The 26,669-nt window shown below is 66.6% G+C and carries 19 protein-coding genes; 10 read left to right on the top strand and 9 right to left on the bottom strand.

The window, feature by feature from the left end; translation table 11 throughout:
• The first annotated feature begins 28 nt into the window (after positions 1–28).
• The 4 genes from KF791_02735 to KF791_02720 all read left to right on the top strand — a co-directional run bounded on the left by KF791_02735 (position 29) and on the right by KF791_02720 (position 5,869).
• Positions 29–757: a type VI secretion system tube protein Hcp gene (locus KF791_02735; protein MBX3731492.1), complete on the top strand. Its 729-nt coding sequence runs from the start codon at positions 29–31 to the stop codon at positions 755–757.
• Positions 642–1,721 carry a prepilin-type N-terminal cleavage/methylation domain-containing protein gene (locus KF791_02730; protein ID MBX3731491.1) on the top strand — a complete coding sequence of 360 codons (1,080 nt, stop codon included), beginning with the start codon at positions 642–644 and terminating at the stop codon, positions 1,719–1,721. Before KF791_02735 ends, KF791_02730 begins: the two co-directional genes overlap by 116 nt.
• A 270-nt stretch (positions 1,722–1,991) precedes the next feature.
• Positions 1,992–4,415 (top strand): PSD1 domain-containing protein, encoded by a 2,424-nt coding sequence (locus KF791_02725; protein ID MBX3731490.1) that lies wholly within the window; start codon positions 1,992–1,994, stop codon positions 4,413–4,415.
• A complete protein-coding gene (locus KF791_02720) occupies positions 4,412–5,869 on the top strand; it encodes a DUF1501 domain-containing protein (protein ID MBX3731489.1) in 1,458 nt (485 codons plus the stop codon). The genes KF791_02725 and KF791_02720 overlap by 4 nt, the downstream gene beginning before the upstream one ends.
• Before the next feature lie 32 nt (positions 5,870–5,901).
• Here KF791_02720 and KF791_02715 read toward each other — a convergent pair whose 3' ends face one another.
• A complete protein-coding gene (locus KF791_02715) occupies positions 5,902–6,597 on the bottom strand; it encodes a hypothetical protein (protein MBX3731488.1) in 696 nt (231 codons plus the stop codon).
• Positions 6,598–6,947: 350 nt separating this feature from the next.
• Positions 6,948–7,379 carry a secondary thiamine-phosphate synthase enzyme YjbQ gene (locus KF791_02710; protein MBX3731487.1) on the bottom strand — a complete coding sequence of 144 codons (432 nt, stop codon included), beginning with the start codon at positions 7,377–7,379 and terminating at the stop codon, positions 6,948–6,950.
• A gap of 447 nt (positions 7,380–7,826) precedes the next feature.
• On the opposite strand from KF791_02710, the gene KF791_02705 reads away from it, so the two are divergent.
• Positions 7,827–9,068, top strand: a complete 1,242-nt coding sequence (locus tag KF791_02705) for an MFS transporter (protein ID MBX3731486.1) — start codon at positions 7,827–7,829, stop codon at positions 9,066–9,068.
• Between the two features lie 78 nt (positions 9,069–9,146).
• On the opposite strand, the gene KF791_02700 is transcribed toward KF791_02705, so the two are convergent.
• The 5 genes from KF791_02700 to KF791_02680 all read right to left on the bottom strand — a co-directional run bounded on the left by KF791_02700 (position 9,147) and on the right by KF791_02680 (position 17,458).
• On the bottom strand, positions 9,147–9,695 hold the full coding sequence (locus KF791_02700; GenBank protein MBX3731485.1) for a hypothetical protein: 549 nt from the start codon (positions 9,693–9,695) through the stop codon (positions 9,147–9,149).
• 658 nt (positions 9,696–10,353) lie between these two features.
• The gene (locus KF791_02695) at positions 10,354–11,436 is read right to left on the bottom strand and encodes a TIM barrel protein (GenBank protein MBX3731484.1); all 1,083 of its coding nucleotides are present in this window, start codon (positions 11,434–11,436) and stop codon (positions 10,354–10,356) included.
• Positions 11,437–11,576: 140 nt separating this feature from the next.
• Positions 11,577–12,467, bottom strand: a complete 891-nt coding sequence (locus tag KF791_02690; protein ID MBX3731483.1) for a rhomboid family intramembrane serine protease — start codon at positions 12,465–12,467, stop codon at positions 11,577–11,579.
• A 55-nt stretch (positions 12,468–12,522) separates the two neighbouring features.
• Positions 12,523–14,253, bottom strand: coding sequence for a M3 family oligoendopeptidase (locus tag KF791_02685; GenBank protein ID MBX3731482.1), 1,731 nt, complete (start codon positions 14,251–14,253; stop codon positions 12,523–12,525).
• 454 nt (positions 14,254–14,707) lie between these two features.
• Positions 14,708–17,458, bottom strand: a complete 2,751-nt coding sequence (locus tag KF791_02680) for a lamin tail domain-containing protein (protein ID MBX3731481.1) — start codon at positions 17,456–17,458, stop codon at positions 14,708–14,710.
• A 169-nt stretch (positions 17,459–17,627) separates the two neighbouring features.
• Between KF791_02680 and speA the strand changes: the two genes are divergently transcribed.
• The 5 genes from speA (at position 17,628) to KF791_02655 (ending at position 22,778) form a co-directional block, all read left to right on the top strand.
• The gene (speA, locus tag KF791_02675) at positions 17,628–19,574 is read left to right on the top strand and encodes a biosynthetic arginine decarboxylase (protein ID MBX3731480.1); all 1,947 of its coding nucleotides are present in this window, start codon (positions 17,628–17,630) and stop codon (positions 19,572–19,574) included.
• Positions 19,571–20,254 carry a hypothetical protein gene (locus KF791_02670; protein MBX3731479.1) on the top strand — a complete coding sequence of 228 codons (684 nt, stop codon included), beginning with the start codon at positions 19,571–19,573 and terminating at the stop codon, positions 20,252–20,254. Before speA ends, KF791_02670 begins: the two co-directional genes overlap by 4 nt.
• 118 nt (positions 20,255–20,372) lie before the next feature.
• On the top strand, positions 20,373–20,789 hold the full coding sequence (locus KF791_02665) for an EVE domain-containing protein (protein ID MBX3731478.1): 417 nt from the start codon (positions 20,373–20,375) through the stop codon (positions 20,787–20,789).
• A gap of 160 nt (positions 20,790–20,949) precedes the next feature.
• On the top strand, positions 20,950–22,029 hold the full coding sequence (gene queA, locus KF791_02660) for a tRNA preQ1(34) S-adenosylmethionine ribosyltransferase-isomerase QueA (protein MBX3731477.1): 1,080 nt from the start codon (positions 20,950–20,952) through the stop codon (positions 22,027–22,029).
• 44 nt (positions 22,030–22,073) lie between these two features.
• Entirely contained in the window at positions 22,074–22,778 is a 705-nt protein-coding gene (locus tag KF791_02655) for a RibD family protein (protein ID MBX3731476.1), read from the top strand.
• A gap of 522 nt (positions 22,779–23,300) precedes the next feature.
• On the opposite strand, the gene KF791_02650 is transcribed toward KF791_02655, so the two are convergent.
• Both KF791_02650 and KF791_02645 read right to left on the bottom strand, forming a co-directional pair.
• Positions 23,301–24,707, bottom strand: coding sequence for a hypothetical protein (locus tag KF791_02650; GenBank protein ID MBX3731475.1), 1,407 nt, complete (start codon positions 24,705–24,707; stop codon positions 23,301–23,303).
• A complete protein-coding gene (locus KF791_02645; GenBank protein ID MBX3731474.1) occupies positions 24,704–25,555 on the bottom strand; it encodes a hypothetical protein in 852 nt (283 codons plus the stop codon). Before KF791_02645 ends, KF791_02650 begins: the two co-directional genes overlap by 4 nt.
• Between the last annotated feature and the right edge of the window lie 1,114 nt (positions 25,556–26,669).

The following is a 26,669-nucleotide window of genomic DNA, read 5'->3' as shown; positions in this document are numbered from 1 at the left end:
CGTCCGGGCTTGCGCCGCGGGGCTCGTCGTGGCGGGTGTTCTGGCTTCCGGGCCGACTTTCGATGGTTATCTGGAAATCACCGGAATTCCCGGCGACGCCGAGGAGGTGTCCCATCAGGACTGGATCCGGATCCACGGCTTTTCCAACCGAGTGGATGCGGACCCTGCCATCCGCCGCCCAGCCTTCGAAGGCATCTGCATTTCCAAGTCCACCGACCGGGCGACCCCGTTGCTGTTGCAACATTGCGCGCGCGGGACCCGGCTGTCGCAGGCACGATTGGAGTTCGTAACGGCGGATCCGGAACGTCTGCGCTTCTACAGCATCTCGCTGACCAATGTGCTGGTCAGGAGCATTCAGTCCTCGGGAACCGCAGCGCGGACCGCGAGACCTGGCGGCGAAGAGATCTGTCTGACCTTCTCCGCGATCCAGTGGAGTTACACGGAGTGGAGTCGGTCCGGAATGCCCGCTGCCGAAATCCGGGCCTGGTGGGATCTGGCCGCCGGCAGGGGAGGTGCCGACGAGGCGCCCGGCTTCCGGCTGATGGGGACGATGGCCGGGTTCTCCGAAATCGAACTGACCTGGCTGGCGCGGGCGGGAAGGACCTACCATGTTCTCGGAGGCTCCCATGTTTCCGGCCCGTATGAACCCGTCCAGATCATGGTGGTTTCGGCCTCCGGACCAGCCAGTGTTCGGCTCCCGTTTTCTGGCGGACACCTGTTCATTTGGGTCCGGGAGTCCGGATCGGGTGCGCCCTGAGATCCGGGGGATCCTCGAGTGCCACTTCGTGGGCGAGAACAACCCGGCACGAGATTTCCAGGACTTGAGGGGATCGCCCTGTTTCCGGCGTGGTTTCACCCTGATGGAACTGCTGGTCGTCATCGCGATCATCGCGACCCTGGCAGCCCTGCTCCTGCCTTCCTTGTCGAGGGCAAGGTCGGCGGCCGATTCGGCCGTCTGCAAAGGCAATCTCCGGCAAGTGGGGATTGGCCTGAACCTCTATGTGGGTGATTTCGCAGAGTATCCACGATACCTCACACCGCTGGACGGGCAGATCGGCTGGTCCTGGGTCGAGGATTTGGAACGATATGTGGGGGCCCGGTGGCCGGAAGACAACTTGACAACCAATGCGATCCCTCCTGCGAAGCGTGAAGGGGTGTGGTGCTGCCCCGGGTACAACCGGGTGAAGGGTCTCATTGGATTCAACCGACCGTCGGTCCTGCCCCGCAAGTACCCCTGGGGAAGCTATGGCTATAATTGGAGGGGAGTCGGAAGCAAGAATCACAAGCCGAGTCTCGGCCTGGGCGGGGTGAATATGCGTGAGGAGGGTTGGCAGACGCCCGAAGATGTCCGGCCCGTCCGAGACAGCGAAGTCGTGAGCCCCAGTGACATGATCGCAGTTGCGGACACTCCATTGGAGCGGATCCCCGTTCGCTCCGCCTCGGGAGATCTGGCCGGAAACACCGATCTGTCTGAGGGATTCATTCACCCGGCCGTGTCCGTGGTCCTCGGACGCCCGACGCCCTTCGTGAATCACGAGCGGTGGCGGGAAACCGGGGCAAGCATGAATCGGCGTCACGGTGGCAGGTGGAATGTGGGGTTTGTGGACGGGCATGTTGAGCACCACCGATTGCGATCGCTATTTCAGTTGACGGATTTCGCAAGACGTCGTTGGAACAACGACAACCATCCGCATCGGGATCTCTGGCCCACGTGGCCATGAATCAACGCCATGTTGCCGCCGATGACATTGTTCATCAGCGCGAGCACATGGAGCGCTTTAGAGTCCCGGACCGCTCACCTGTATGCCTTCGACCAGCCCGCTCTCCGGGCTGGCGAAGGACAGCGTCGCCTGGTCCGTGCCCACGCCTCCCGTCAGCGTCTGTGCCGGCACGTCCCGGATTGGAACGTCCCCTGGGGTTGCTGCGGCGTTTCCAAGACGAAAGCAAATCGCGCTCGTGGAATAGCCTCCTCCGGGATAGACTGATCCCTGATGTCTCCGCTGCGCTGCCTGCTGCTCACTGCCGCCGCGTGGCCCCCGGCGGCCCTCGGCGCGGTGGAGTATCTCCGCGACATCAAACCGGTGCTGACTGCGCACTGCGTCTCCTGCCACGGCGCCCACCAGCCGAAGTCGGAACTGCGCCTCGACACCGCGGCGGCCGCCCGCAGCGGTGGCACGCACGGCCCGGCTTTTGTGCCCGGAGACGCCACCGGCAGCCTCCTGTTCCAGGTGCTCACCGACGCACACCCCGAGGTGGCGGCGATGCCGTATCGCAAACCACCGCTCGACACCGCCCTCGTGGAACAGTTCCGGGCCTGGATTGACGCCGGGGCGGAAGCCCCCCCGGACGAGCGGCCCGGAGTTCACATCCACTGGGCCTTTGTACCGCCCCAACGCCCGAAACCGCCGACCGTCCTTGACGCCTCATGGGTCCGGAATCCAGTGGATCGCTTCATCCTCGAGCGCCTCGAAGCCGCCGGCATCGCCCCCTCACCCGAGGCCCCGCGAGCCACCCTGCTCCGCCGGGTCGCCCTCGACCTTACCGGCGTGCCGCCCTCCGCGGAGGCCCTGGACGCCGTCCTGTCGGATCCGCGTCCCGACGCCTATGAACGCGCCGTGGACCGTCTGCTCGCCTCCCCACACCACGGGGAGCGCTGGGGCCGGCACTGGCTGGACGCCGCCCGATACGCCGATTCCAACGGCTACAGCATTGATGCGCCGCGAACGCTGTGGCCGTGGCGCGACTGGGTGGTCGCCGCGCTCAACCGGGACCAGCCGTACGATGAGTTCGTCACGGACCAGCTCGCCGGCGACCTGCGCACCGGCGCGACGCCGTCCCAACGTGTGGCCACCGGTTTTCACCGCAACACCCAGTTCAACGAAGAGGGCGGCATTGATCCCGAGCAGTTCCGCATCGAGGCCGTGCTCGATCGCGTCAATACGACCGGCTCCGTGCTCCTTGGGCTGACCCTCGCGTGCGCCCAGTGCCACGATCACAAATTCGATCCGATCAGCCAGCGCGAGTACTTTGCGCTCTACGCCTTCTTCAATGACCAGGAGGAAACAGCGCTGGAGACGGGCCTGCCCGAGGCGTTCGCCGCCCGCGATGCGGTCACGGCCGCCACCCACCAGTTGCAGGAGGCCCTGGAGGCCCGGGCGGCGATCGTGTCGGCGGGATTTGCGGACTGGGAGTCGGACCTGACGCAGGCCTCCCGGGATGCCCTGCCCCTAGAGGTTCGAAATGTGCTCGGGCTGCTGCCGGAGCACCGGACTCCAGCCCAGCGGGAGATCGCGCTGAAGGGATTTCTGGCGACCGACGCGGAGTACGCCGCCCTCCACGAGCGTTTGCGCGCGGCGCGCCGGGCCGCCCCCGTCCTCCCGGCGACCCTGGTGCTGCAGGAGCGCCCCGATCCGCGCCAATCCGTGGTCTTCATCAAAGGGGACTTCACCCGTCCCGGCGCGCCGGTGGACCCCGGGCTCCCTGCGGTTCTTCCTCCGATGCCTCCCGCAACAGGGGCGGACGTCCGGCGCCCCGACCGCCTCGATCTGGCGCGGTGGCTGACGGCGCCAGGACACCCCCTGACGGCCCGGGTGATGGTCAACCGGATGTGGCAGCACTACTTCGGACGCGGCCTCGTGGAGACGGAGAATGATTTCGGCACCCAGGGCATTCCGCCCACGCATCCGGAGCTTCTCGACTGGCTGGCCACCGAGCTTTCGGGCGACGGGGATGCCGGACATCCGGCGCCGTGGAGCCTGAAACACCTGCACCGGTTGATCGTCACCTCCGCCACCTACCGGCAGACGTCCGCGGTGGGCCCTGCGGACGACTCCCCGGATCCGTTGAACCGCCTCGTGGGACGCCAGAGCCGCCTGCGACTGGAGGCGGAGGGCGTGCGCGACGTGGCCCTCGCCTCCAGCGGATTGCTGGACCCCCGAATCGGTGGACCGCCGGTGTTCCCACCCCAGCCCGACGGCGTGATGGCCTTGGGGCAGTCCCGGCGGGAATGGAAACCGAGCGAGGGGAGTGACCGTTTCCGTCGCGGCCTGTACACCTTCCGCTGGCGGGCAACGCCCCATCCGGCGCTCACGGTCTTCGACGCTCCCGACGCCTTCAGCGCATGCACCCGGCGCCTGCGGTCGAACACGCCGCTGCAGGCGCTGACCCTGCTCAATGACGCCGCGTTTCTCGAATTTGCCCAAGGGCTGGCCGACCGGATCCTTCGAGAATCACCGCCGCATCGTCGCCTCAATGATGCCTGGCGCTGGACGCTCGGACGATCGCCGACCCCCGCCGAACGCGGGCGGCTCGCCGCCCTGCTCAACGAGGAATGCCGGGAGGGTGACGAACGCACCGCGTGGATCACGGTGTCACGCGTCCTCCTCAACCTCGACGAAACCATCACACGCGAATGAACGCTCAGGACACGCCGGCGAAACAGGAGCGGCTTTTGGCGGGCACCCGCCGCCACTTTTTCAGCCGCTGCGGCCTCGGCCTGGGATCCGTCGCGCTGGCCTCGCTGCTCTCGCCCGGACGGCTCGGCGCCGCGGCCCCCCATCCCCTGGCGCTCCGTCCCGCCCACCATCCGCCGCGGACGCGCAATGTCATTTACCTCTTCATGGCGGGTGGCCCCTCCCAGCTGGAGCTCTTCGACTACAAGCCCCGCCTCGTCGCGCTCAACGGGCAATCCATCCCCGACTCCTATCTGGAGGGCAAGCGCTTCGCATTCATGGACAGTTCGTTCAAGGACCGCAGCACCCTGCTCGGCACGCGGCGGCCGTTCCGTCAGCACGGGCAATCCGGGATGTGGGTGAGCGAACTGTTCCCGCACACGGCCTCGATCGTGGACGACGTCACCTTCGTCCGCTCCTGCGCCACCGACGTGTTCAACCACGCACCGGCCAAGCTGTTCATGAACAGCGGATCGGCGCAGTTCGGGCGACCCAGCCTGGGTTCCTGGGTCACCTACGGTCTGGGCAGCGCGGCGGACAACCTGCCGGGGTTCGTCGTGCTCCAGAGCGGACCCCGCGGACCCCGGGGCGGCGCGGTCAACTGGGGCAGCGGTTTCCTGCCCACCGCTTTTCAGGGCGTTCCGCTCCGCAGCCAGGGCGAGCCGATCCTGAACCTCGCCACCCCGGAGGCGTACGGCCCCGTGCGGCAGCGGCGCGTTCTCGACGCCGTCCAGGACCTCAACCTCCGTCATCTCGTGGACACCGGAGATCCCGAGATTGCCACCCGAATCGCGGCCTATGAGATGGCCTACCGCATGCAGACGGCCGCCCCGGAGGCGATGAGCCTGGACCGGGAGTCCGCGGCCACGTTGGCGTTGTACGGCGTGTCCCGCGATCGCCCGTCCTTTGCCCGCAACTGCCTGCTGGCGCGGCGGCTGGTCGAACGGGGGGTGCGGTTTGTTCAGCTGTATCACACCAACTGGGACAGTCACGGCGGTCCCGGCGAAAATCTGGAGGACGACTTCGAGAAGGTTTGCCGTGAGGTGGACCAGGGCGGTGCGGCCCTGGTGAAGGACCTCAAGGCTCACGGGCTTCTGGATGAGACCCTGGTCCTCTGGGGCGGAGAGTTCGGTCGCACGCCCATGGGGGAAAACCGGGAGAAGACCGGGCGCAATCATCACATTGACGCCTTCACCGTATGGCTCGCCGGCGGCGGGGTGAAGGCGGGTCACGTGGTCGGGGAAACCGACGAACTGGGATTCAACGCGGTCCGCGACCGCGTCCACGTTCACGACCTCCACGCCACGCTGCTGCACCTGCTGGGCCTCGATCACGAACGGCTGACCTTCCGCTTCCAGGGCCGCGACTTCCGCCTGACCGACGTCCACGGCCAGGTGGTCCGGGACCTCATCGCCTGATCACCGCGTCCGCGCCACGGGCAATCCACGATTCAGGGACGCACCGCCTGGTACACCGTGGTCGCGATCAACTCAGCCCCGACGGCGTTGGGATGGACGCCGTCGGGAAACATCGCGGCGTGCCCTGAGAGCGCGTCGTTGATGTCAATGACCGGCACGCGGTCCCGGTCGCAGGCCACCTCGGTGGCCTCGATCACCTCGTCCAGCGTCTCCGCATTGATGCCCCACTCATCCTTGTACACCGGAGGCGGAAACGCGGCCCAGATCTTGGGTCGTGATTTGACGGCACGCAGGGTGGCGATCAAGGAGCGGTACTCGCTCAGGAACGCCTCGCGGCCCTTCCAGTTCTGGGGCTTGGTATCGTTGGTACCGAGCATGAGGATCACCACCTCGGGTCGAAATGCCTCCAGCTCCTGGAAGGCCGGGGTGCCGACCCACGGGAGATCCCCATCCCGCGAGGCCGTCGCCCCGTTCACCCCGAAATTGCGCACGGTGAACCGGGGACCAAGCAGTTTGGCGAGTTGTTCCGGGTAACACGCCTTTTCGCGGTCAGGAATGGTGGCGCCATAGGTGATGCTGTCGCCGACACAGGCGATGCGGATCTCGGGATCGCCGGACTGGTAGGTCTGGTAGTCCTCGACGCGGATGTAGGGAACCCGCTTTTCCCTGCTGGAGCAGCCGGCGGCGGCGGCCACGGCCGCAAGGAGAAGGAAGGTGCGTCGGTTCATCCTGAGGACGTCAGTCAAACAACGAACTCCCCGAGGCGCAAAGCCGGAGTTGCCCCGAGGCAACCCCCTTCCCACCAACTCGTCCATCCCGGTGGGGACGCTCCGCGGAGCCGGCGTGTGGAGTCCCCTCAAGCCCGGCTTGCAGTTGCACGCACGGCTCGGCAGGAGCCTCGCCCCACCGACCTCACCCGCTGGTGGGACTCCGCCCCCCCTTCCAATGGGGGGACGGTCCGCGTACGCGTGTGGAGTCCCCACCGGCCCAACTCCCGGTGGCGCGTACATTCATCGGAAGTCTCACCCATCAGTCAGGGTCTTCCCTCCGCCGCACGGGGCCGAGTCCGGTCCGGGGCTCAGGCTGCGGTGGGTTCGCCAATCAGGTGCAGAACGACACGCCGACGATGAGAATCCCGACGATGTTCCCAGACGTAGAGCCCCTGCCAGGTGCCCAAGGCCAGCGCCCCTCCGGTCACCGGGATGCTGACCTGGACCGAAGTGAGGGCTGTCCGCACGTGTGCCGGCATGTCGTCGGGACCTTCGGCCGTATGGATGAACCCGCGGTGGCCATCGGGAACGAGGGAGGCGAAAAAAGCGTCGAGATCGCGTTGCACGTCCGGATCGGCGTTCTCCTGGATCAGCAGTGATGCGGAAGTATGCCGGAGAAACAGGGTGCAAAGCCCGGTGGCGATGCCGGAGCGGCTCACCCAATCGGACACCCGGTCCGTGATCTCATGAAGGCCGCGTCCCCGGGTGGAGACGACCAACTCCGTCACCGCCTGCTGCATGGCGTTCAGCAGAACGTGTCGCCCACCCCGCCGGCAAGTGGGATGGCCAAATGGCCGGAAATGGGCGCCATTGACCTGTCCCTCTGTGCGTCGCAGATGACCTGTCCCTTTGCGCCTTCCAACCGGGTGACAAAGGGACAGGTCAGTGGTCGCAGCCACTGGTGGCGACGCGTTCCGCCGTGTCCGTAACTGCTGCCGCTGGGCGCGGGTGGTGCGATGCAGAGAACGGGGAAAGTTCCAACGGGCGAGTGATTCCCACGTTCCCCGACGCAGCGAACTTGAAATGGGGCGCGGTGAAACACACCACTACCGAACCCAGGCGATCCACGGGCGTTTGGGTTTACCAGGAGGTTCCCGACCAGGATTGGAACCAAGGACCCTCGCCGCGCCATCCGACGGTCAGGGGGACACCGCCAATGAACCATGACATGGCGCGGAACTCGTTCCATGCTCGGCGACGTGTCGCCCGCCGACCGCGCCCGTATCACCTTCCGGCAGGACTGCGGTCGCATGGTTTGCGCCGGTGTCCTGGAGTCCGCGGCGAACACGTTTCTGCTGCTGATCGCGGTCAAAAATCTCGCCGCAGGCGCCACCGGCAAGGCGCTGGTGGCGGCTGGAGGCAGCGTCGGCCTCCTGGTCTCCCCGGTGGCCGTGCTGCTGGTGACCGCCTGCGGATGGAACGCGACGAGCGGCGTGGCGCGCCTCTTTCTGGTCGGGGCGGCGGCATGCGCACTCGCAGCCGCTTTCCCAACCCTCGGGATCTTCGTGCCCGCCGGCATGGTGGCCATGACCATGAGCTCAGCGGTGATCCCGCTGATGACGCAGGTGTACCACGACAACTACCCGGAAAGCGACCGTGGCCGCCTCTACGCGCGGTCCTTCATGCTCCGGATCGGAGCCGCGCTGCTGTTTTCGTGGACGGGCGGACGCTTCCTTGACTGGCGTCCGGACGGATTCCCGATGCTCCTCCTGGCCTTCGCCGCGGCCTTCCTCGTCTCCGCATGGGCGGTCCGGCGGATTCCGTCCGGCCCCCTGCCCCGGTCCGCAGGCTCGCACCCGCTGCACGCGCTCCGGTTCGTGCGTGACGACCGGTTGTTCCGCCAGACACTCATCGTGTGGATGTTCATGGGGTTCGCGAATCTCATGATGTTGCCCATGCGCATCGAGTACCTGGGCAATCCCGCCTACGGTCTCGCCAAGTCCGCCGCCACCATCGCCGTGCTGACGGGTGTGATCCCCAACCTGGCCCGCCTCGTGATGAACCCGGTCTGGGGCTGGCTGTTCGACCGGATCAATTTTTTCGCCCTGCGGATCGCGCTGAACATTGGCTTTGCCGCCGGCATCCTCGCGTTCTTCACCAGCGACAGCACCGCGGGCCTCGTGACCGGCGCCGTCATCTACGGAATCTCCAACGCTGGCGGCGACGTGGCCTGGGGCCTGTGGGTCACCAAATTCGCCCCGCCGGAACGGATCGCCGACTACATGAGCGTGCACACCTTTCTCACGGGGGTCCGCGGTGTCGTTGCGCCGCTGGTCGCCTTCCAGTGGATTCAGCGGTTCCCGCTGTCCGTGCTCGGCTATTTCTGCGCCGCGCTCATTGTGCTCGCAACGCTGCTGCTGGTGCCGGAGATCGGACGCTGGCGGGGGCGTGCCCGCACTGCGCCGTTGACCGAGGAGGTCACGGACTGATCCGGGACGGGCCATCTGGCAAACCCGAACGGATCGGATGGGATCTGCGGGAGGGACAGCATGTCGCGGTCCCCAAAATCAGTTCCGCGCCCCCAACTGGTGGGTCACCGTGCGGCAACCTGTACCGTCGTGGTCACGGACCCGATCCCTTGGCATCAATCGCCAACGCAGGGCGTGAAACCCGCCCTGGAAACGCCACTCGTCCGCCGTGGCAACAAGCCCGGCCCGAACCGGGTTCTCCCGGATGTACCACCATTTCTGATCGTAGTGTTCCCAGCGTCGAAGTCGCGTGTCCCAGAAATCCCGCTGCCATCGTCCGGCTCCCCTGATGTGCAGGCAACTGAACCGACGCTTCCACCAGGCAACCCACTGGGGCAATTCGATGCACGGGTCCCCCGGTGAACAGAAGGGGTGAAGATGATCGGGCATCAGCAGGTAGTCACCCACCTGCCAGGCGCTGGAACCTGACCAGCAGTCCAGCAGGGCATTCTGGACGGCCGGGCAGGCAAGCCACCGCGCCCGGTGTTTCGTGCATACGGTGAGGAAGACGATGGTTGAATGCTCCGGATCCCGGTGGACCCCATGCTCGGGACGCCGCCGTCCAGGACCCGGAAACGGTTCGCGCATTCTCAACGCTGTTTCATCCATGCCTGAATTGGCATCGCATCATTTGAGGACGGACCGGGAGGGCTGGCGTGGCGCCGGCCCCATTCAAATCACCGACCACCAAAGCTCTCGCGCCGGATTCTTTGACTTCCGTGGGACGGCTTCACGGATAACGCAATCTGAAAAAGCGCAAGCCCTCGTCTTCGGAGAAGTACACCGGCCCTCCAGCCGGGGTGGAATGGATTTCAGGTGCGTTCCGTTCCCCGGCACTCGCCCACAAGCGCGACGGAATCGGTCAGGGTCGCCGGCGCTTCGAATCCATGGATGCGGTTTGTGTGGGTGAGAACCAGGCCGTGGGGGTAATTCGCTGCGGTCGGTGCCCCCGCCGTGTCCTTCGGCGCCATGGATTCCAATGTGGCTTTTGCTCCGGCCCTGGGGTTGCGGGGACGCCCTGGCAGGTGATGGACGTGCGTTTCGACCCCGAACGGCAGCGCTTGGATATCGCTCTGGATTTGCCGTCGCGCAGCGGCCTTCCCCGCCCGGATTCCGGCAAGGACCGCCCGGTGCAGGACACGGAGATGCACTCCTGGCGCCACCTCAACTTCCACCACTGCGAGTGCGATATCAGCGGCCACGTCCCCCACGTCACCTCGCGGTCCTACGGATGCCGGGGACGCTTTCACGAGCGCGTACCCAGACCGATGACATCCCGGAGGTACTCCAGGCTTCGCCGCAACTCGCCCTCCTGCCGCTCGCGATCCGACAGCCCGTCCGGCGGTACCGGTTGCCCCCGCCGGGCAATCGCAAGAAATCGGGCAAACTCCGACGCAGGCTTCTTCGGGAAGGCGGTCCAAAACTCGGGGTCCAGATAGGGGAACTCGGCCGCGAACCCGCCGATGGTCTCCACATTGACCGCCACTCCCGGACACAACTGGGCAAACCGTTCGAAGAAGCGCTTTTGATCAATGCAGCCACCTTCACCAAAGGCGGTCCACTGCACCTTGCATCCCTTGTCCGTCTGCCAGACCGCTGAATCGCGCAGGCTGGTGGTCAGTGTGTAGCGTCCCAGGATTTCCAGGGACTCCAACGGATCCTCAAGCGTCCACAGGGCATTGCCCGAGTCCAGATTGACGCCCACATAGTCGGGGCCGGCCGCTTCGACCAGCCCCGCCAGTTCGGTCGCGGTCATGTCGCCCGCGTGGTTTTCAATCGCCAGCTTGACCCCGTGATCCAGGGCAACGCTCCGCTGCGACTTCAAAACGCGTACCGTGTCCGCAATGCGGGCCTCAATCCCGCCGGGGGTCCGACGGTCCTCACGGCTGCCGAGCACCACGCGGAATGCGGGCGATCCGGCCGCTTGGGAAAGGCGGATCCCCAGCGCAAGATGTTCCTCGGCGGTGCCCCAGTCGTTTTTGAACGTCTTGGAGGTCGGGCAGATGCTCCAGGAGCCCAGGAGCAGGGCCAGTCCCTGGTCCGCGGCGTACTTCCGAAGCGCGGCGACGGCTCCGGGATCGAGAGTGCCCAGGGCCGGCAGGTCGGTGATGAACAGGGTGTCCAGACGCAGCGCCGCCGCGTAATCCACCAGGTCGCGTCCCTTCAGGCCGAGGGCGCGGACCGCAAAGTTGTCCATGCCCAGCGGAATTGGGTCGCCGTTGCGATCCAGCAACCGTGGGGCAGCCGCCTCGGCCGCTTGTCCCACAGCGGGCGACGCGGCGACCAGGGCGGCGGAGGCGGAGCGAAGCAGGAATTGACGGCGGTCCATAAGTGGTGCCCGAAAGACTCCGGAGACCGGGCCGGAATTTCAAAGCCCAAATGCCCAAATGCCGCGAACCGACGCCGGACCGACGCTGATCGGGATCGGTCCGGCGGCCCAAGGAGGTGCCCCCGAAGCCGCCGAACCACCTACCTCCGGCCCATGCGGGCCCGGGCCTTTTCCAGGATCTCCCGTTCGCGCTGGGTCAGGCTGTGGATGCCGTGAGCGGCGATTTTTTCGAGGATCGGGTCCACCTCCTCGGCCATGAACTGGTCCGGTCCCACCGGGGGCGGACGCGACCCCGGACGGCCTGCCGGACCGCCCCGATCGAGGCGCTGCCAGGAATCCCCCGGACCGGGGGGGCGGGACGGAGGGTTCCAGCGGGGCCGAAAGCGGGCCCAGAGCGCGGACAGGCCGTCGCCGGACGAACGGCCGGAGACGTTGAGGAAGAGCAGACCGCCCAGCATGCCTCCAAGATGCGCCGCATGAGCGACGTTGCCGCCCGGCATCAGCGCACCGACCACCGCAAGCACCGCACCCCAGAAAAGAAGCATCTTCGCCCGCAGGGTCACCGGGAGGATGAAGAACAATAGGATCGTGAGCTGCCGCTCGGGAAAGAGAGCCGCGTAGGCGGCGACCAGGCCAAAAACGCCCGCAGAAGCGCCGACCAACAGACCCCCGAAATAGCGGGGGGAAATCCACGCGCACGCCAGCTGGATCACGCCGCCAAGCACGCCGCTGAACAGGTAGAGCTTGAGAAACGACGCCCGGCCCAGGAAGTCCTCCAGTTCCCGGCCGAAGACATAAAGCGCCCAGCAGTTGAGCAGCAGATGCAGCACCCCGCCGTGCAGGAACTGGAACGTCAGCACCTGCCACAAGTAGCCATGCCGGATGCCCGGAAGGCTCAAGGCGAGGTACTCTTCGAAGGGAATCGCGGGGGCGAATCGCTCCAGGGCGAGCTGCAGGACGAACGTCGCCACATTGGCAACGATCAAGACCACCGTCAGCGACCACCCGCCCCGCCAGGACGGCTCCCTCATGTATCCCCGATCAGCAAGCATCGCGTGCCCGAGAGTAGCCCCGGACCGATCCGGTTCAATCCAGTGTTGCCAGTTCCTGCCGCACCCGCGCCGTGAGCGGGCGCAGCGTCTCGCGGCTGAAGTCAAACCGGCAACCCGCACGGGCAAAGAGTTCAGGGAGCGGACGCGTCCCGCCCAAGGCCAGCGCCGCCTTGTAATCGGCAAGCGCCTTGGACCGATCCACCGCCGCATTGGCCCACACCTGAAGGGCGCCGAGCTGGGCGATGCCGTACTCGACGTAGTAGAACGGATACAGGAAGACGTGGAGCTGACGATGCCACAGGTGGGCACGGACGTCCTCGAGTCCGCTCCAGTCCACATCACCGCCAAACCGCTCCATCAGGCGGGTCCAGGCCGCCGCCCGATCGTCCGGGCCATGCCCGGGGTGGGTGTACACCCAGTGCTGGAAGGCATCCACCGTGGCAATCCAGGGGAAGGAGCCAATGACGCCTTCAAGGTGGGTCCGGCGCGCGCGGCGGGCTTCAGGCTCGGAATAAAAGACGTCCAGGTGCGGCGCGCCCAGCAGCTCCATGGCCATGGACGCCACCTCGCAAAACTCGATCGGGGCGCTGCGGTAGGCGTACAGCGGCTCGTCGCGGGTCGCCAGGGCATGGAAGGCGTGACCCGCCTCGTGCAGGAGGGTCTCCACGTCACGCTGGAGGCCCACCGCATTCATGAAAATGAAGGGCAGGCGCGATTCCGACAGGGTGCTCTGATAGCCGCCGGGGGCCTTGCCCTTGCGATTCGCAAGATCCAGCAACCGCAGGTCGCGCAGGATCCGGAACTCCTTCGCCAGGTCCGGGTCCAGCCGCCCAAGGAGGCCCTCGGTCGCGCGCTCCAAGAGCCCGGTATCCTCAAACGGCCGCAATGGCGGCCGGCTCAAGGGGTCCACCGCCAGGTCCCAGGGACGCAAGGTGTCGAGACCGAGCTGCTCGCGCCGCCGCGCCTGCAACTCGCGCACCACCGGCATGATCTCGGCCTCGATCGCATCGTGAAACCGCTCGCAGTCGGCCGGCCCGTAGTCGAAACGCCCGCGGAGACGGAAGGCATGGTCGCGGTAGTTCGCAAAGCCGGCGTTGGCCGCCATCTGCCCGCGCAGGGACACCAGATCGGTGAACAGTTGCTCGAACCGGCCCCGCTCCAGCAACCGCCGGTCCGCCACCGCGCGCCATGCCTCCTCCCGCAGCGCCCGGTCGGTTTCCTCCTGATGGCGCCCCATCGCCACCAGGGTCCGCTCCTCACCCCGGAACTGGACGGTCAACGAGCCGGTCAGCTTGTTGTAATCGTTCCCCAGCCGCGCCTCCGCGGTCTCGAGCGGCACGTTGGCGTCCCGATAAAGCTCCACAAGCAGCGCGGTGTCGCGATCAAACACACCGTAGCGGTCCTTGGGCAGCGATGCCCGTTGCGGATGCGCCAGGTAGGCGCGCGCCAGGGCGAACCGCCGCGGCTTCAGCGCCGGCTCGAGGTGCTCGACGAAGTTCAGGTAGGCCCGCTCCGCCTCCGGATCCTCGGTGTGGCAGGTCATGGCGATGTACCGACGGGCCCCCTCCTCGTCCACCGCCGCGGCCAGTTCCCCCCAGTCCAGGAGCCATTGCTCGAACTCCGGAAGGGTCCGACACCCGGCGGCCCGGGCCTCCAGCCGATCAAACAACGGCTCAATGGCACTCCAGTCCCCCAGGTCCACCCCCGGCGGAACAAAGCGTCGCGGGGTGTGGACAGGCAGATCTCCAAAGGGCAGCAAACTCATCGGGCGACACCCTGAGGAACCCCATCCAAACCCGCAAGACGCGCCCACTCAATTGGGCAGGGTCGCGTTCCATCCGAAACCCTGATCAACGCCGCCGGCGCCCGTGGACAACGCCACCGGGAACGCGGGAAGATCCACCACCCCAGTGCTGCCCCCGATCCCCGCTGTCACTCCACACGCTCGTCGGAATATGTTTCGGACGTGGAGGAGCGGGTCTACCAATCGACAGAGGTAGGGGCGTGTTTCACCGCGACCCTGATCAACTCCGCTGCGCTCGCGGGCCAGCGACGGGGAACGCCGGGAAGCACCCGACGCCAAGACCTCCCCTCGATCCCCGCTGTCACTCCACACGCCCGACGGGAGAAGTTTCGGACACGCAGGAGCGCGTCCCTACCAATCGAAAGAGGCAGGGTCGCGCAGAAGCCCGATCCGGCATTGCGCCGCCCTCGCGCGTTCACCGAAGACGCACTTGATAAAACTGGGAGACATCCCCGGGCTCCAACGTGATTTCTGAATCCTCCAACCCCTCCGCAAGCCGGGCCCAGGGTCCGTCGGGACTTGCTGCGGCATGGAGATCACAAATCGCGGCCCCTTCGTGCGAAGCCCACTGGAGCCGGAGCAATCCATCCACAACGTCAACCCGCAGTTCGAGGGTTGGGACCGCCCCCCCGGCAACCCAAATCTCCCCAACAGGCGGCAGCCCCGGGGTCGCCAACAGGCCGCCATCCAGGTTTGATTGCGCGCCCCAGTCGCCCTCCGGAATCGGCCAGCGGACCAACGATCCCGCCGCGGGAATCTGTCGCGCCGTGTACACGATGCGCTCGATGAGATGCCCCGCCGCATTGCGCAGCACCAGGGTGTCGCCGGTGTTGTTGAGCCCCAGGCCGTCGGCGCTGGACCCGGTGGATCCGGCAAGCAACGCGGGAACAGCCACAACCGGGAGCTGCGGTGGATGTGAACCCACAGGCCCCCCATACCAGACCAACGCCGCGCCCGCGGGCAGCCGGGATGTTGGGGCGCCGGGATCCATCCATGCCCGAGTCCGGGTGGCGTCCGCAAGGGTCCAGCCGCCCAGATCCACGGGGACGGTCCCCAGGTTGACAAGTTCGACAAATTCGTCCCACGAGGCGATCCGCCCGGCGAGAGCCGCATCGGAGGGAGGCCACTCCTCGCGATGAAGCGGATTGAACCCGGCCGCCCCGGGCCGCACCGGGGGATTGGCGAAGAATTCGGTGATCACGATCCCTTGCTCGGCTGCCGACGGCACATACACGCTCCCGTTCAGCCGTCGGACGGCGCCCGGGCCCGCAGCCGCAATCCGAATCCGATGAAGGCGACCCGCATGCGCCGTCGTCGCCGTCCACCGCAAACCGGCCTTCAGGCGATGGCGTCCATCCTCGAGAACCTCGGGGGTGCCCCAATCCAGCACGGCTCCCTCCGGAACCAGGTCCTCCCCGGACGGCGCCACCGCTCCCTGATCCTCCACAAACGTCGCCTGCAACCGGATTCCCTCGCCCGGGCGCAGCACCTGCTCGGAAAACGCATTGGTCTGCGCATCGCCCCGGCGCTGCAGGTCCACCAACTGGACCGTCCATTCCACCTCGGGCGGGCGTCCATCCGGAATCAGGTCGGCAAACCGTGTCGGCACCAGATGGTACCCGGTGGTGTACGGTCGCGAAGTGTCGCTCTGCGCCCAGACACCCGTGACGGTGAAGGCCCCCACCGGCTTGGGCTGTCCGGCCAGATCCACCCAGGCACCGGCGGTATTGCCCTCGACCCGCAGCACCACCGTGCGGCGCGTGTCCACGGAAGTCAGCGTGAGGTTGGCGCCGCGCCCGGGAAACAACGGTGTGCGGACATCCAGGGTCACCGCCGACACCCGGACCCGCCGGCCTTCCAGCGCCTCCAGTCGCACCGGGTCCTCACCCCAATCCCAGTCGAACTCCACCGGTTCCGGGAGCGCCAGGCCCGTTTCAAGCACCGTCACGGAATGGCTCGCGTTACCCACCTCGGGCGCCACCCGAAGCATCCCTGCGGTCTGTACGACCGGCCCCACCACCCGGACGCGGGATCCCGCCTCCGGCAACGCCTCACCAGCGGCACCGGCGCCCCGCCACCAGACCGCCACGCCCCCGGTGGCGTCCTGCAGGAAGAATAGCCGGTGCTCCGCTGTCGCCAGGCTGGCATGGGTCGTCACGATGCCCTCGATCCGCACCGGCTTCTCAAGGCCAGGCCAGGCAAAATCGGGTCCGATCACCCGCGCGTGCAGGGCACCACAGTCCATCACCACGTAGTGCGGTGGCGGCGGGGCGACCGACACCGTCACCTCGTCGCTCACTACATCACCGAGCCCGTTCCAGACCACCACCCGGTAGCGGCCGGCATCGGACGCCACCGCGGCGTCCCGTTCCAGGACTGGACCGGTCTCCCCGGGCAGATCAACGCCGTCGAACTGCCACTGATACGCCAGCGGCTCCGCTCCGGAGATCCCCACGCCAAGTCGCAGCGCTTGGCCGACGACGAGAGACTGACCGGTGGGCGGCACCACGACCCGCGGCGCCCCGGGCGGATCCCAGGTGCGAAGTCCCGACAGTTCCACGTCATCAAACCGCCAGGTCCCGGAGGTCGCGTAGGTGCTCGACGGGCCGGCAGCGGCGTAGCGGTTGGTGCCGGCGGCAAAGGCGGCGACAATCTCCACCACGAAGCCGGCGGTGTCCGCCGCCACCGGAATGGCATCCAGCGGCACCGTCACCAGGTGCCACCGGTCCGCTCCCGGCGCCGTGTACGCCAGCGCGGGGACAAAGGCCACGCCGTCCCCGGAGACCCGGACTTGCACGGCGGCACTGGCCCGGGCCGAGAAACGGTGCCGGAAGGAAAGCTGAAGCGACTCCCAGCCGGCAGTGCTCACGGCGAAACGGGCCCCGGCCGTCAGCGGGCCGGTTCCCTGCGCGGGAAATCGGGAGAGATTCCAGCCGCGCCCACCGCTCCCGGTGGGATCCCCGGCGGCCAGTCCCGCCGCGACGCCCCCAAGGGGTCGGGCGGCACCCACGCCCACCGAAGGCGGCGGTGCATTCGTATCCTCGGGGGTTCCGGGGACCTGGTTGAAGTCCCAGGCGGCAAACACTTCGAGCGCGGCCGCCGGCAGGGTGGCGACGCTGGAGGGCAACACGAGCAGGAGCAGGAGCGGGAGGCATGTGGTTTTCATGGCCGATGTGGATTTCAGGCCCTCACGTTGTCACTCCGGTCGCGTCCTCCGCGAGTGCCGCGTCCTCGCCAGATGTGGGGAGCCCGCACCCCGCCTCCGAATGTCACGCACGCGCGCGTTGAATTCGCCCGGGGCCTTCCTATAGTCGCGCGCGTCCGTCTCAAGAACGATGAGTGATCACCCCGACCCGGGATCTCCCCCCGAGACCTGGTCCATCGAGTCCGCCCGCGTCCTGTACAACGTCCATCGCTGGGGCGCCGGGTACTTCGACATCAACGACGAGGGGCACGTCGTGGCCAAACCGCTCCAGAACGGGGTCGAGGTGGATCTGGTGGACGTCATCGAGGAGGCCAGGGCCCGGGGCCTGAAGTTCCCGCTGCTGATCCGGTTCCAGGACATCCTCCGCCACCGGGTCCAGGCGCTCAACGAAGCCTTCCGCGCCAGCATCGCGGAATTCGGCTACAAGGGGGTGTACCGGGGCGTGTTCCCGATCAAGGTCAACCAGCTCCGGGAGGTGGTGGAGGAGATCCTCGAGGCGGGCCGCCCCTACCACTTCGGCCTCGAAGTGGGCAGCAAGCCGGAACTGTACGCCGGCATGGCGCTTCAGGATCAGCCCGGCTCGCTGATCATCTGCAACGGCTACAAGGACACCGCGTTCATCAAGCTGGCGCTCCAGGGCATCAAACTCGGCAAGTCCGTGATCCTCGTGGTCGAGAAACTGGAGGAACTGCGCCAGATCATCGCCGTCTCCCGCCAGATGAACGTCGAACCGATGATCGGCATCCGGGCGCGACTGCTCAGCAAGGGCGCCGGGAAGTGGGCCGAGAGCGGGGGCGAAAACGCCAAGTTCGGACTCAGCACCTCCGAGTTGCTGGCCGCCGCCGACCTGCTGCGCCGGGAAAACCTCTGCGGCGCCTTCCGCCTGCTCCATTTCCACATCGGCTCCCAGGTGCCGGACATCCTCACCGTCAAGAAGGCGGTCCAGGAGGCCGCGCGATTCTACGCAAAACTGCAGAAACTGGGGTTCCAGATCGCATACCTGGACGTCGGAGGCGGCCTGGGGGTGGACTACGACGGCTCCCGCAGCGCCTTCGACAGCTCCACCAACTACTCGCTGCAGGAATACACCAACGACATCGTCTACTACACCGCCGACGTCTGCAAGGCGGAGGGGGTGCCGCATCCGGACATCGTCAGCGAGAGCGGACGCGCCCTCGTCGCCCACCACAGCGTCCTGATCGTCGAGGTGTTCGGGGCCATAGACAAGACGCCCCCATCGCTGAACTTCACCTACGGCGACCAGGAGCACCAGATCGTCCGGGAGCTGCTCGACATGCGGAACAACCTCGCCCGATGGAACAAGCTCGAGGCGTTTCACGACGCCCTGGAGCGCAAGGAGGACGCCCACCAGATGTTCACCCTTGGCGTGCTCGAACTGGCCGACAAGGCGAAGATCGAATCGTTGTACTGGGAGATCTGTGAGCAGGTCGTGGCCAGCTTCAAGGGTCAGGCCTACGTGCCGGAGGAAATCCGCCGGCTCGAGGACTCCCTGGGCCAGCAGTACCTCTGCAACTTCAGCGTCTTCCAGTCCCTGCTCGACCATTGGGCGCTCGGCCAGCTCTTTCCCATCATGCCGGTGAGCCGCCTCCAGGAACGGCCCACCTGCGAAGGCACGCTGGTGGACATCACCTGCGACTCCGACGGTCAGGTCAACAAGTTCGTGGACCTGCGGGACGTGCGCGACACGCTGCCGCTCCACGAGTTGCGCCACCAGGCGGAGACCCAGGAGCCGTACCCGCTCGGGTTCTTCCTGATGGGGGCCTATCAGGACATCATGGGCGATCTCCACAACCTGTTCGGGCGCGTGAACGAGGTCCACGTGTTCCTCGAGCCCGACGAGCCGGCAGGCTACTACGTGGAGGAGGTCATCGAGGGCAACACCATCATCGAGTCGCTCCGCGCGGTGCAATACGATGAGGGCGAGCTGAAGCGGCAGATGAAGGCCCAGGTGGACGCCGCCATCCGCTCCGACCGCCTCAAGCCCAACGAGGGCATGCGCCTGCTCGACGAGTACGAGCGCGGGCTCAAGGACTACACCTACCTGTCCATCCCTTGATCGGCATCCGCACCACGCCGGGCGGTCCTGTCATCCCCACACTGGCCCGGGTGGTCCGCGGGCTTCTGGTGCTGTTTTGGGCGGTGCCCGGGGTCCTGCTCTCGGACATCGCGCTCGCCCTCGACATGGCCTGGCGGCATTTCGGCTTCGCCCCAACCATTGTGGCGGCCGCCTCCCTGGTGCTCGGTGTGTCCGAATTGCGGCATTTTCATCCCCGGGAGCGCGTCTGGAGGCAGGCACTGCACCGGACGTTGCTCCTGGCCCTGATGCTTCTCGCCCTGTCGCCGATGCCGGTCTGGTGGAGCCGCGCGCCCGACGAACGGTTCTTCGCCAACGGCATGGTGCTCCTCGTGTTCGCCGGACTGGCATTTCTGGTGTCCCTGAATGACGCGCTGCGCCGACTGGCCGCCATGCTTCCGGATGAAACCCTGCGGGCGGAGACGCGATTCTTCACGACCCTGAACACCACCTTCCTGCTCGCGCTTGGCGCCGGCGTCGTCGTCTGGCTCACGCTGCGGCTCCACCCCCCCACTGCCTCGTGGGCCGTGCTGTTGCGCTGGATCCTCGAATCCACCCGACCCTGGCTGCTGATCATGGTGCTGCTGCTGCCGGTCGCCCTCACCATGACCCTGCTGTGGAAAATTAAAGGGGTGATCCTCCAAAGCGTGTTCCGCGAATGACGCCCCCGGCCGCGGCGCTCCCGAATGCGGCCGTCCGCAGACCTTCCGTCCGCCGAATTCCGGCCGCGGAACGAACTTCCGGCTTGGCCTTCCGCCCGTTTTCGGCAGCGCTCAAGGCATGGCGAAACAGTACTGGCTGGTGAAGCAGGAGCCCGCGGCCTATCCGTGGTCCCGATTCGTCGCGGAGGGTCGCACCGCCTGGACCGGCGTCCGCAATTTCCAGGCCCGAAACAATCTGCGGGCGATGGCCCGCGGGGATGCGGTGCTCTACTACCACAGCGTCACCGGGAAATCCGTGGTGGGCATCGCCCGGGTCGAGCGCGGGGCGTATCCGGACCCGACGGCTCCCGGAGAAGACTGGTCCTGCGTGGACCTCGTTCCCGTCAAGGCCCTCACGACCCCCGTCCCGCTGGACCAGCTCAAGGCGGATCCCATCACCCGCTCCATGGCACTGCTCCGCCAATCCCGCCTCAGCGTGACCCCGTTGACGGCAGCGGAATTTGCGCGCGTGCTGGAACTGTCGGGCACCCGATGACTTGCGGATCGCCATTTCCCGCGGCCGCGCCTCCCTGGGACTGCGGTTCCACGTTCCCATCACGGTCCGATCCTCCGCGGCGGCACCCGCGGACGCGTCCGTGACCCGCACCGGCACCCCGACCCGCGTCAGGATTCGCACCAACGGCTGCTCTCCTCCCGTGTTCACCAGCGATTTCCATTTCGAACTGCCGCCGGACCTGATCGCGCGGCGTCCCGCGCCGGAGCGGGACCAGTCGCGACTGATGGTGCTGCCCCGCGATGGCGGTCCGTTGCAGCACCGGGTCTTCGCCGAACTGCCCGCGTTGCTGCGGGCGGGCGACCTGCTGGTGCTCAACGATTCCCGTGTTGTCCCGGCGCGATTGCGTGGGCAGCGGGAACCGGGCGGCGGGAAGTTCGAGGTGCTGCTGCTCGAGGAGAACGGCCCCGGGGACTGGTGGGTGATGCTCCGGCCGGGGAAGCGCGTCCGACCCGGAAGCCGGCTCCGCTTCCGGAGCGCTGACGGTGCCCCCTCGCCGCTGGCGGCCACCGTGGAGGCCAAGAACCCCGAAGGCTGGTGCCGGCTCCGGTTTGAGGGCGTTGAGGACCTCAGGGCCGCGCTGGAGACCCACGGCGAGGTGCCCCTGCCCCCATATCTCCACGGCGGCCGTCCCGGCAACGACCCGGAGGATCGGACGCGTTACCAGACGGTTTATGCGCGCCACGACGGCTCGGTGGCGGCACCAACCGCAGGGCTGCACTTCACGCCGGCGCTGCTCGACCGCATCCGCGGCCGGGGCGTGACCATCGCCCCACTGACGCTCCACGTCGGGCATGGCACGTTCGCGCCGGTGAAGACCGGGCGGATTGCCGACCATGTGATGCACGAGGAGCGTTTCACCGTGTCCGCCGAAACCGCTGAAGCGTGGCGCCGCACGCGCGAGACCGGGGGGCGCGTGATCGCGGTGGGCACCACCTGCGTGCGGGTCCTCGAACACCTGGCGCGCCTCAACGGCGGACCCGTACGCGCGGCGTCAGGCCGCACCCGGATCTTCCTGCATCCCCCGGCGCCGTTCCTGGCCGTGGATGCCATGATCACCAACTTCCACCTGCCAGGCAGCACGCTGCTCATGCTCGTCAGTGCGTTTGCCGCCCCGGGCGAAACCGACCGCGGCCGGATCCGGATCCTGGACGCGTACCGGGAAGCCATCCGCCTGAGATACCGGTTCTACAGCTACGGCGACGCCATGTTCATCGCCTGAGCCCACCCCCGGCCCATCCCCACGCCGCCCCGCCCCAAACCCATATGAGCCGCCGGCCCCTGAAACGTCCGTTGGTCTTCGTCAACATGGCCGTGAGCGCCGACGGCAAGATTGCCTCCGCCAACCGACGGGTCATCCGGATCGGCAGCCCGCGGGACGAGGCGCATCTTTACGCGCTTCGAGCCACCGCCGACGCCATTCTCTGCGGTGCGCGCACCGTCGAGGAGTCGGAGGCCACGATGGGCAATGGCGGCGAGCGTTACCGCCGCACCCGAATTCGGAACGGTCTCGCACCCCATCCGCTCCGGATCGTGGCCAGCGCTTCCGCCAGCCTCTCCCCGAACGCCGCCCTGTGGCGGCACCGTTTCTCCCCGATCCTCCTCCTGACCGCCGCCAACGTCCCGGAAGACCGACTCGGGCGGTTGCGGCCCCTGGCCGACGCGGTCTGGCAGGCTGCGGGCTCCACGTTGAACTTTTCAGAGGTGCTGAACCGGCTTTGGCGCGAGCGGGGCGTGCGCCGGCTGGTGCTCGAGGGTGGCGGGGAACTCAACGCCGCATTCTTCGAGGCGGACCTTGTGGACGAAATCCACCTGACGTGGTGCCCGCTGATCGTGGGCGGCCGCGCAGCCCCCACCCTGGCAGACGGCCTGGGCATCGGCCCCCTGGCCGAAGCCCCCCGATTCACCCTGGCCCATATCCGCCGCGTGGGCGCCGAACTGTTCGCGACTTATAGACGTTCACTGACGTAACCGCATTCGGACACGGTCCTGTCGTCCCCTGATGTGAGGCCATCCTGTGCGTGCCACGCGACACGGGGTGGCATGGCCCCAGACGCCCAGGGCGAAGCCTTCGGGCGCCAGGCAGTGCCACAGGAAACAAACCGCCACGTTCGCAAGGATGGGGCAATGGTGAAAACCCGGGGTAAGAGCCGCGCGCGACGCCCCGGAACGTGAGCGACAGGGCACGGAAATCCCCCCCGGGAGCAAGGCCAAACAGGGGACCCCTGCGCCGCCCACGCCGGTGCTGTGAAAGCAGCCGGGTTCCGGTGACCGGCCGCCGAGATGAATGATGTCCGCCCGTGCCGCCAGGTCCGGGAACAAAAGTCGGCTACACCACCTCCGAGCCTCCCGCCCCAGTCGATCCGAGGGTTCCGACCGCTAACCCCAGGGCGATGTCCGGTCCGGCCACCCGACCCTCAGGGGCGCCATTGCCCCCCGGAAATATGGATCAACCGCTGGCGCGGACGACCTCGTCCGCGCCAGCATTCGAGTTTAAGGGACCGTGGCGCGGGCCTGGAGGGTGGTGAAGCCGGGGGCGAAGGTCACGTCCGCGATCCAGGTGGAAGCGGCAAAGTCGCCTTCGCTGTGGGCGGCCGTCACCCAGGCAGCGGGACCGTATTTCTGAACCGTGCGGAGCTGCACGAAGCCGGAGGGCGGGAAGTTCTTGGTTTCCAGGAGCACCTGCACGGTGCCGTTCTGCTGGATTTGCACGTCGGCGGAACTGACCAGTGCAGCCGTGGGATCAACGGGTGCCACGACGCCATCCACGCTGACCACGTGCACCGTGGGCGCGTCGTCCGCCGGCCAAAGAATGGGGATGGCGGCGGGAATCACGGCAACCGTTTCTGGCGCGGTGCGAACGGTAGGGGCCAACACCGGGGTTTCAATGCGGATGCGGCCGAATCCAAATAGGTCGCCGGGATTGATTGCCTGTATTTCTCCATTCCCAGAAACCTGCTCCGCGATTAGTCGGACCGCACCACCGCTCCCACCTAAATTCCCGCCAGTGTTGCCTGGGTGCGGGTCACCTCCGTTCGCATTTATCATGCCCTGAATTGATATTGAGCCGGCGGACGCAATCAGAATGGCTCCACCGCCGGCCCCACCTGACCACTGAAGTCCACCGCCATAGATACCTGCTCCAGATCCGCCGATCAGCGGAACAATTTGTGGGTTACCGTAGGCCAATCCGTATCGACCAGGTCCGTCTGAGTTTGCGTCAGCGCCTGGACCATATCCCCTTCCTTTGCCCGCAGGGCCTGCCGCGCCTGCACGGAAGCCTCCCGGTCCAGGTTCGGCTGGCGTGAGTTGGTCTACTTGGCCCAAAGGACCGTCACCCCCTTTCACACTTACGGTGCCATCAATCGTCACATTCCCCGACACGAGCCAGACGACCGGCGCGTGGGTGGGGTGGTTGATGAAGGTCACGGTCACGCCCGAGGGAATGTTGACCGAGGCGTGTTTGAAGACCACGGCCCATTTGCTGGAGTCGTAGATGCCCTTGCCCGCGTTGGCCGTGTTGCTCGCATCCCACGCGCCCGCGGGGGCCAGCGAAAGATCCACCACGATGTCGGCGGTGGGGTTGAAGTCGCCATCCGAACCATCACTGGGGATGGTCAGGGCGAGGGCGCGCGCCGCTGCGCACCCAGCGGCGACTAGGGTGAGGAGATATTTGGATTTCATGGTCAACTGACTGTATAGATGAGTATTGAGGTGTTCTGAGTTGTTCTGGAGAAAGGAGCGGTGGTGGAAAGGACGAAGCCTGCGGGTCGCTTTGAAAGCGGTGCTCCCGTCGGAGCGCCGGATTGCATCCAGCCCCGAAGCCGGGGCGCGAACGCCAAGACCGCCGCGTCCACGGTAACGGGACGAAGTTACTGCCGGGCTGCAGTGGATGCTCATGGCAGGTCGTTGAAAACGGAGAACTCGCGGGAAATGGCTTCCGTGAAAGCCGTGGGCACGCCATGGTTGAAGGAGCTGATTTCTCGCGAATACGTGGCGGGATAACCCGCCGTGGGGGGGTGGTCGCCATTGAACACGGTCAGTTCCCGACCCAGGGCTTCCAGTGCGTAAAGCGGCGTGCCGAAGTTGAAGAGCGACTGCTCCCGAGAATAGGCCGCCGGATAACCGGCCGTGGGAGGACGCGCACCATTGAAAATGGAGACCTCGCGGCTCAACGCCTCAAACCCGGCGCCGGTGTTGAAGACCGACCACTCGCGGGAGATGGCCTCCAAGATTGCCGAAGGCGCGCCGTAGTTGAAGAGGCTGATTTCGCGGCCGTAATACTGCGGCTTGGCCGAACTGAGCCCGAAGCGCAGCCGGTACTCCTCGAGGTTGGTGAGACCGGCAACATTCGGGCTGGGCAGGAGGGCATCGGTGGCATCCAGCGGGTCAAGCCCACGGCCGAGTTCCCATAGGTCATCCATCCCGTCGGCATCAGAGTCGCGCGGGCCGAAGAGGCTGAGGGCAAACGTGCGGAAGAAGGCATGGCTGTTCGTCGCGGCCAGCTCATACGCGACCGGATCGCTGCCCAGCGTCATGGCGAGGGATTCCATCGCCGGCAGTTGGAAGGTTCCCTGGAGCAGGTAATACACGGTGGGATCGGTCTCAAAGGAGAAGCGGGCGACCCCGTCCTCCAAAGTGAAGCGGAAGAAGTCGGACTGCGCGACGGCGGAGAAAACCAGGCTGACGGCGGACGCGAGGAAGGTTCCCGCAATGGCAGGCGCAACGGGTGATAGGAGGCGCTTCATGGTGAGATCATTTTTTAGAACGGGCGACCCGTATCAATTCTTGCGGAAGTTCGCACAGTAAAAATGAGCAGACAGCCCTCACCCAGCCAATGGGAAGCGTATTGAGCGAGGGTGCATCTACTTTCGCAAGGATTGATAGCAAGGCTCTTCAGCAGAATTCGTGGGTGAAAACTGGGGATTGAGAGGCAGTGGGACGCACGAGTTGTGAAGGATTAACTAGAGGCATTTCAAGTTTGGGTTTGGAATAGCGTCAACAGAAATTGTTTAGGTGATGACGGTTTAACCGTTTTCCCCGCATTCCTGCCTTCCGCGGGTCGTCGGCCACGGCCGCCTGCCCAGGGCCGGAACATGCTCAGCGTCGGGACCCAGGTGCCGTCCGACGCAAGCCATCGCAGGGTTTTCAAGCCAGGGCCGCAATCCGATGGGCTTTGAACGAGCCATACGTCGCATTCCAACGAGGAGCCGGGACAGATATCACCGAAGAATTCCGGGTGAAGGGCAGGTCCCCGCCGTTCGGCGAACCCGTTGAGGCGGGCCAAGCCAGTGGGACTCGGAGCATCGGCTCGACTCGCGGTGGGCATCGATACTGGGTCGGATCTGCTGGCCATGGGCGTCCCTAGTCGCCCGCTCATGGCCACGTCAGCCGCAGACGTAACGCATACCGGCGCGCCCTGGAGCAGCTCGCTTTGGCATAGCGCACTTTCCAGGGCGCGCGTGGACTCGTAACCCAGCGGGAAGTGGGCGCCGCTCCAAAAACACTGGCTGGCACCGCTGACCGTGTGGGGAACTACTTCCAGGGTCCCCGTCGCCGCCGCCGAGGACTTCCCGCCCGCAGCAATTGACTTCCGTTCCTTCGCCAGCCGAAGCCCAGTGTCCACGGCCTTGCCTGGGGTATCCATCAACGCTCCGATCCGCCGACTGATCGTCGCCATCGCCTCTCCCCGATAGATTGGTTCCCGGGCCTCAACAAGCTCCGCAGCGGTATCGCTGGTTCCCGCGCTGTCGCGCAGTGGCAGCGAAGAATCCGCCCCGCCTTCAGCCACGACACCGCTGTGTGGTCCGTTCCATCCGAACCCCGCAACCGCGGTTGCGAGGAGCATGATGCTCTTGAGGT

It is taken from the genome of Verrucomicrobiia bacterium (genome assembly GCA_019634635.1).
In the GTDB taxonomy this organism is placed as follows: domain Bacteria; phylum Verrucomicrobiota; class Verrucomicrobiia; order Limisphaerales; family UBA9464; genus UBA9464.
This window is presented reverse-complemented; position numbering and strand designations above follow the sequence as displayed.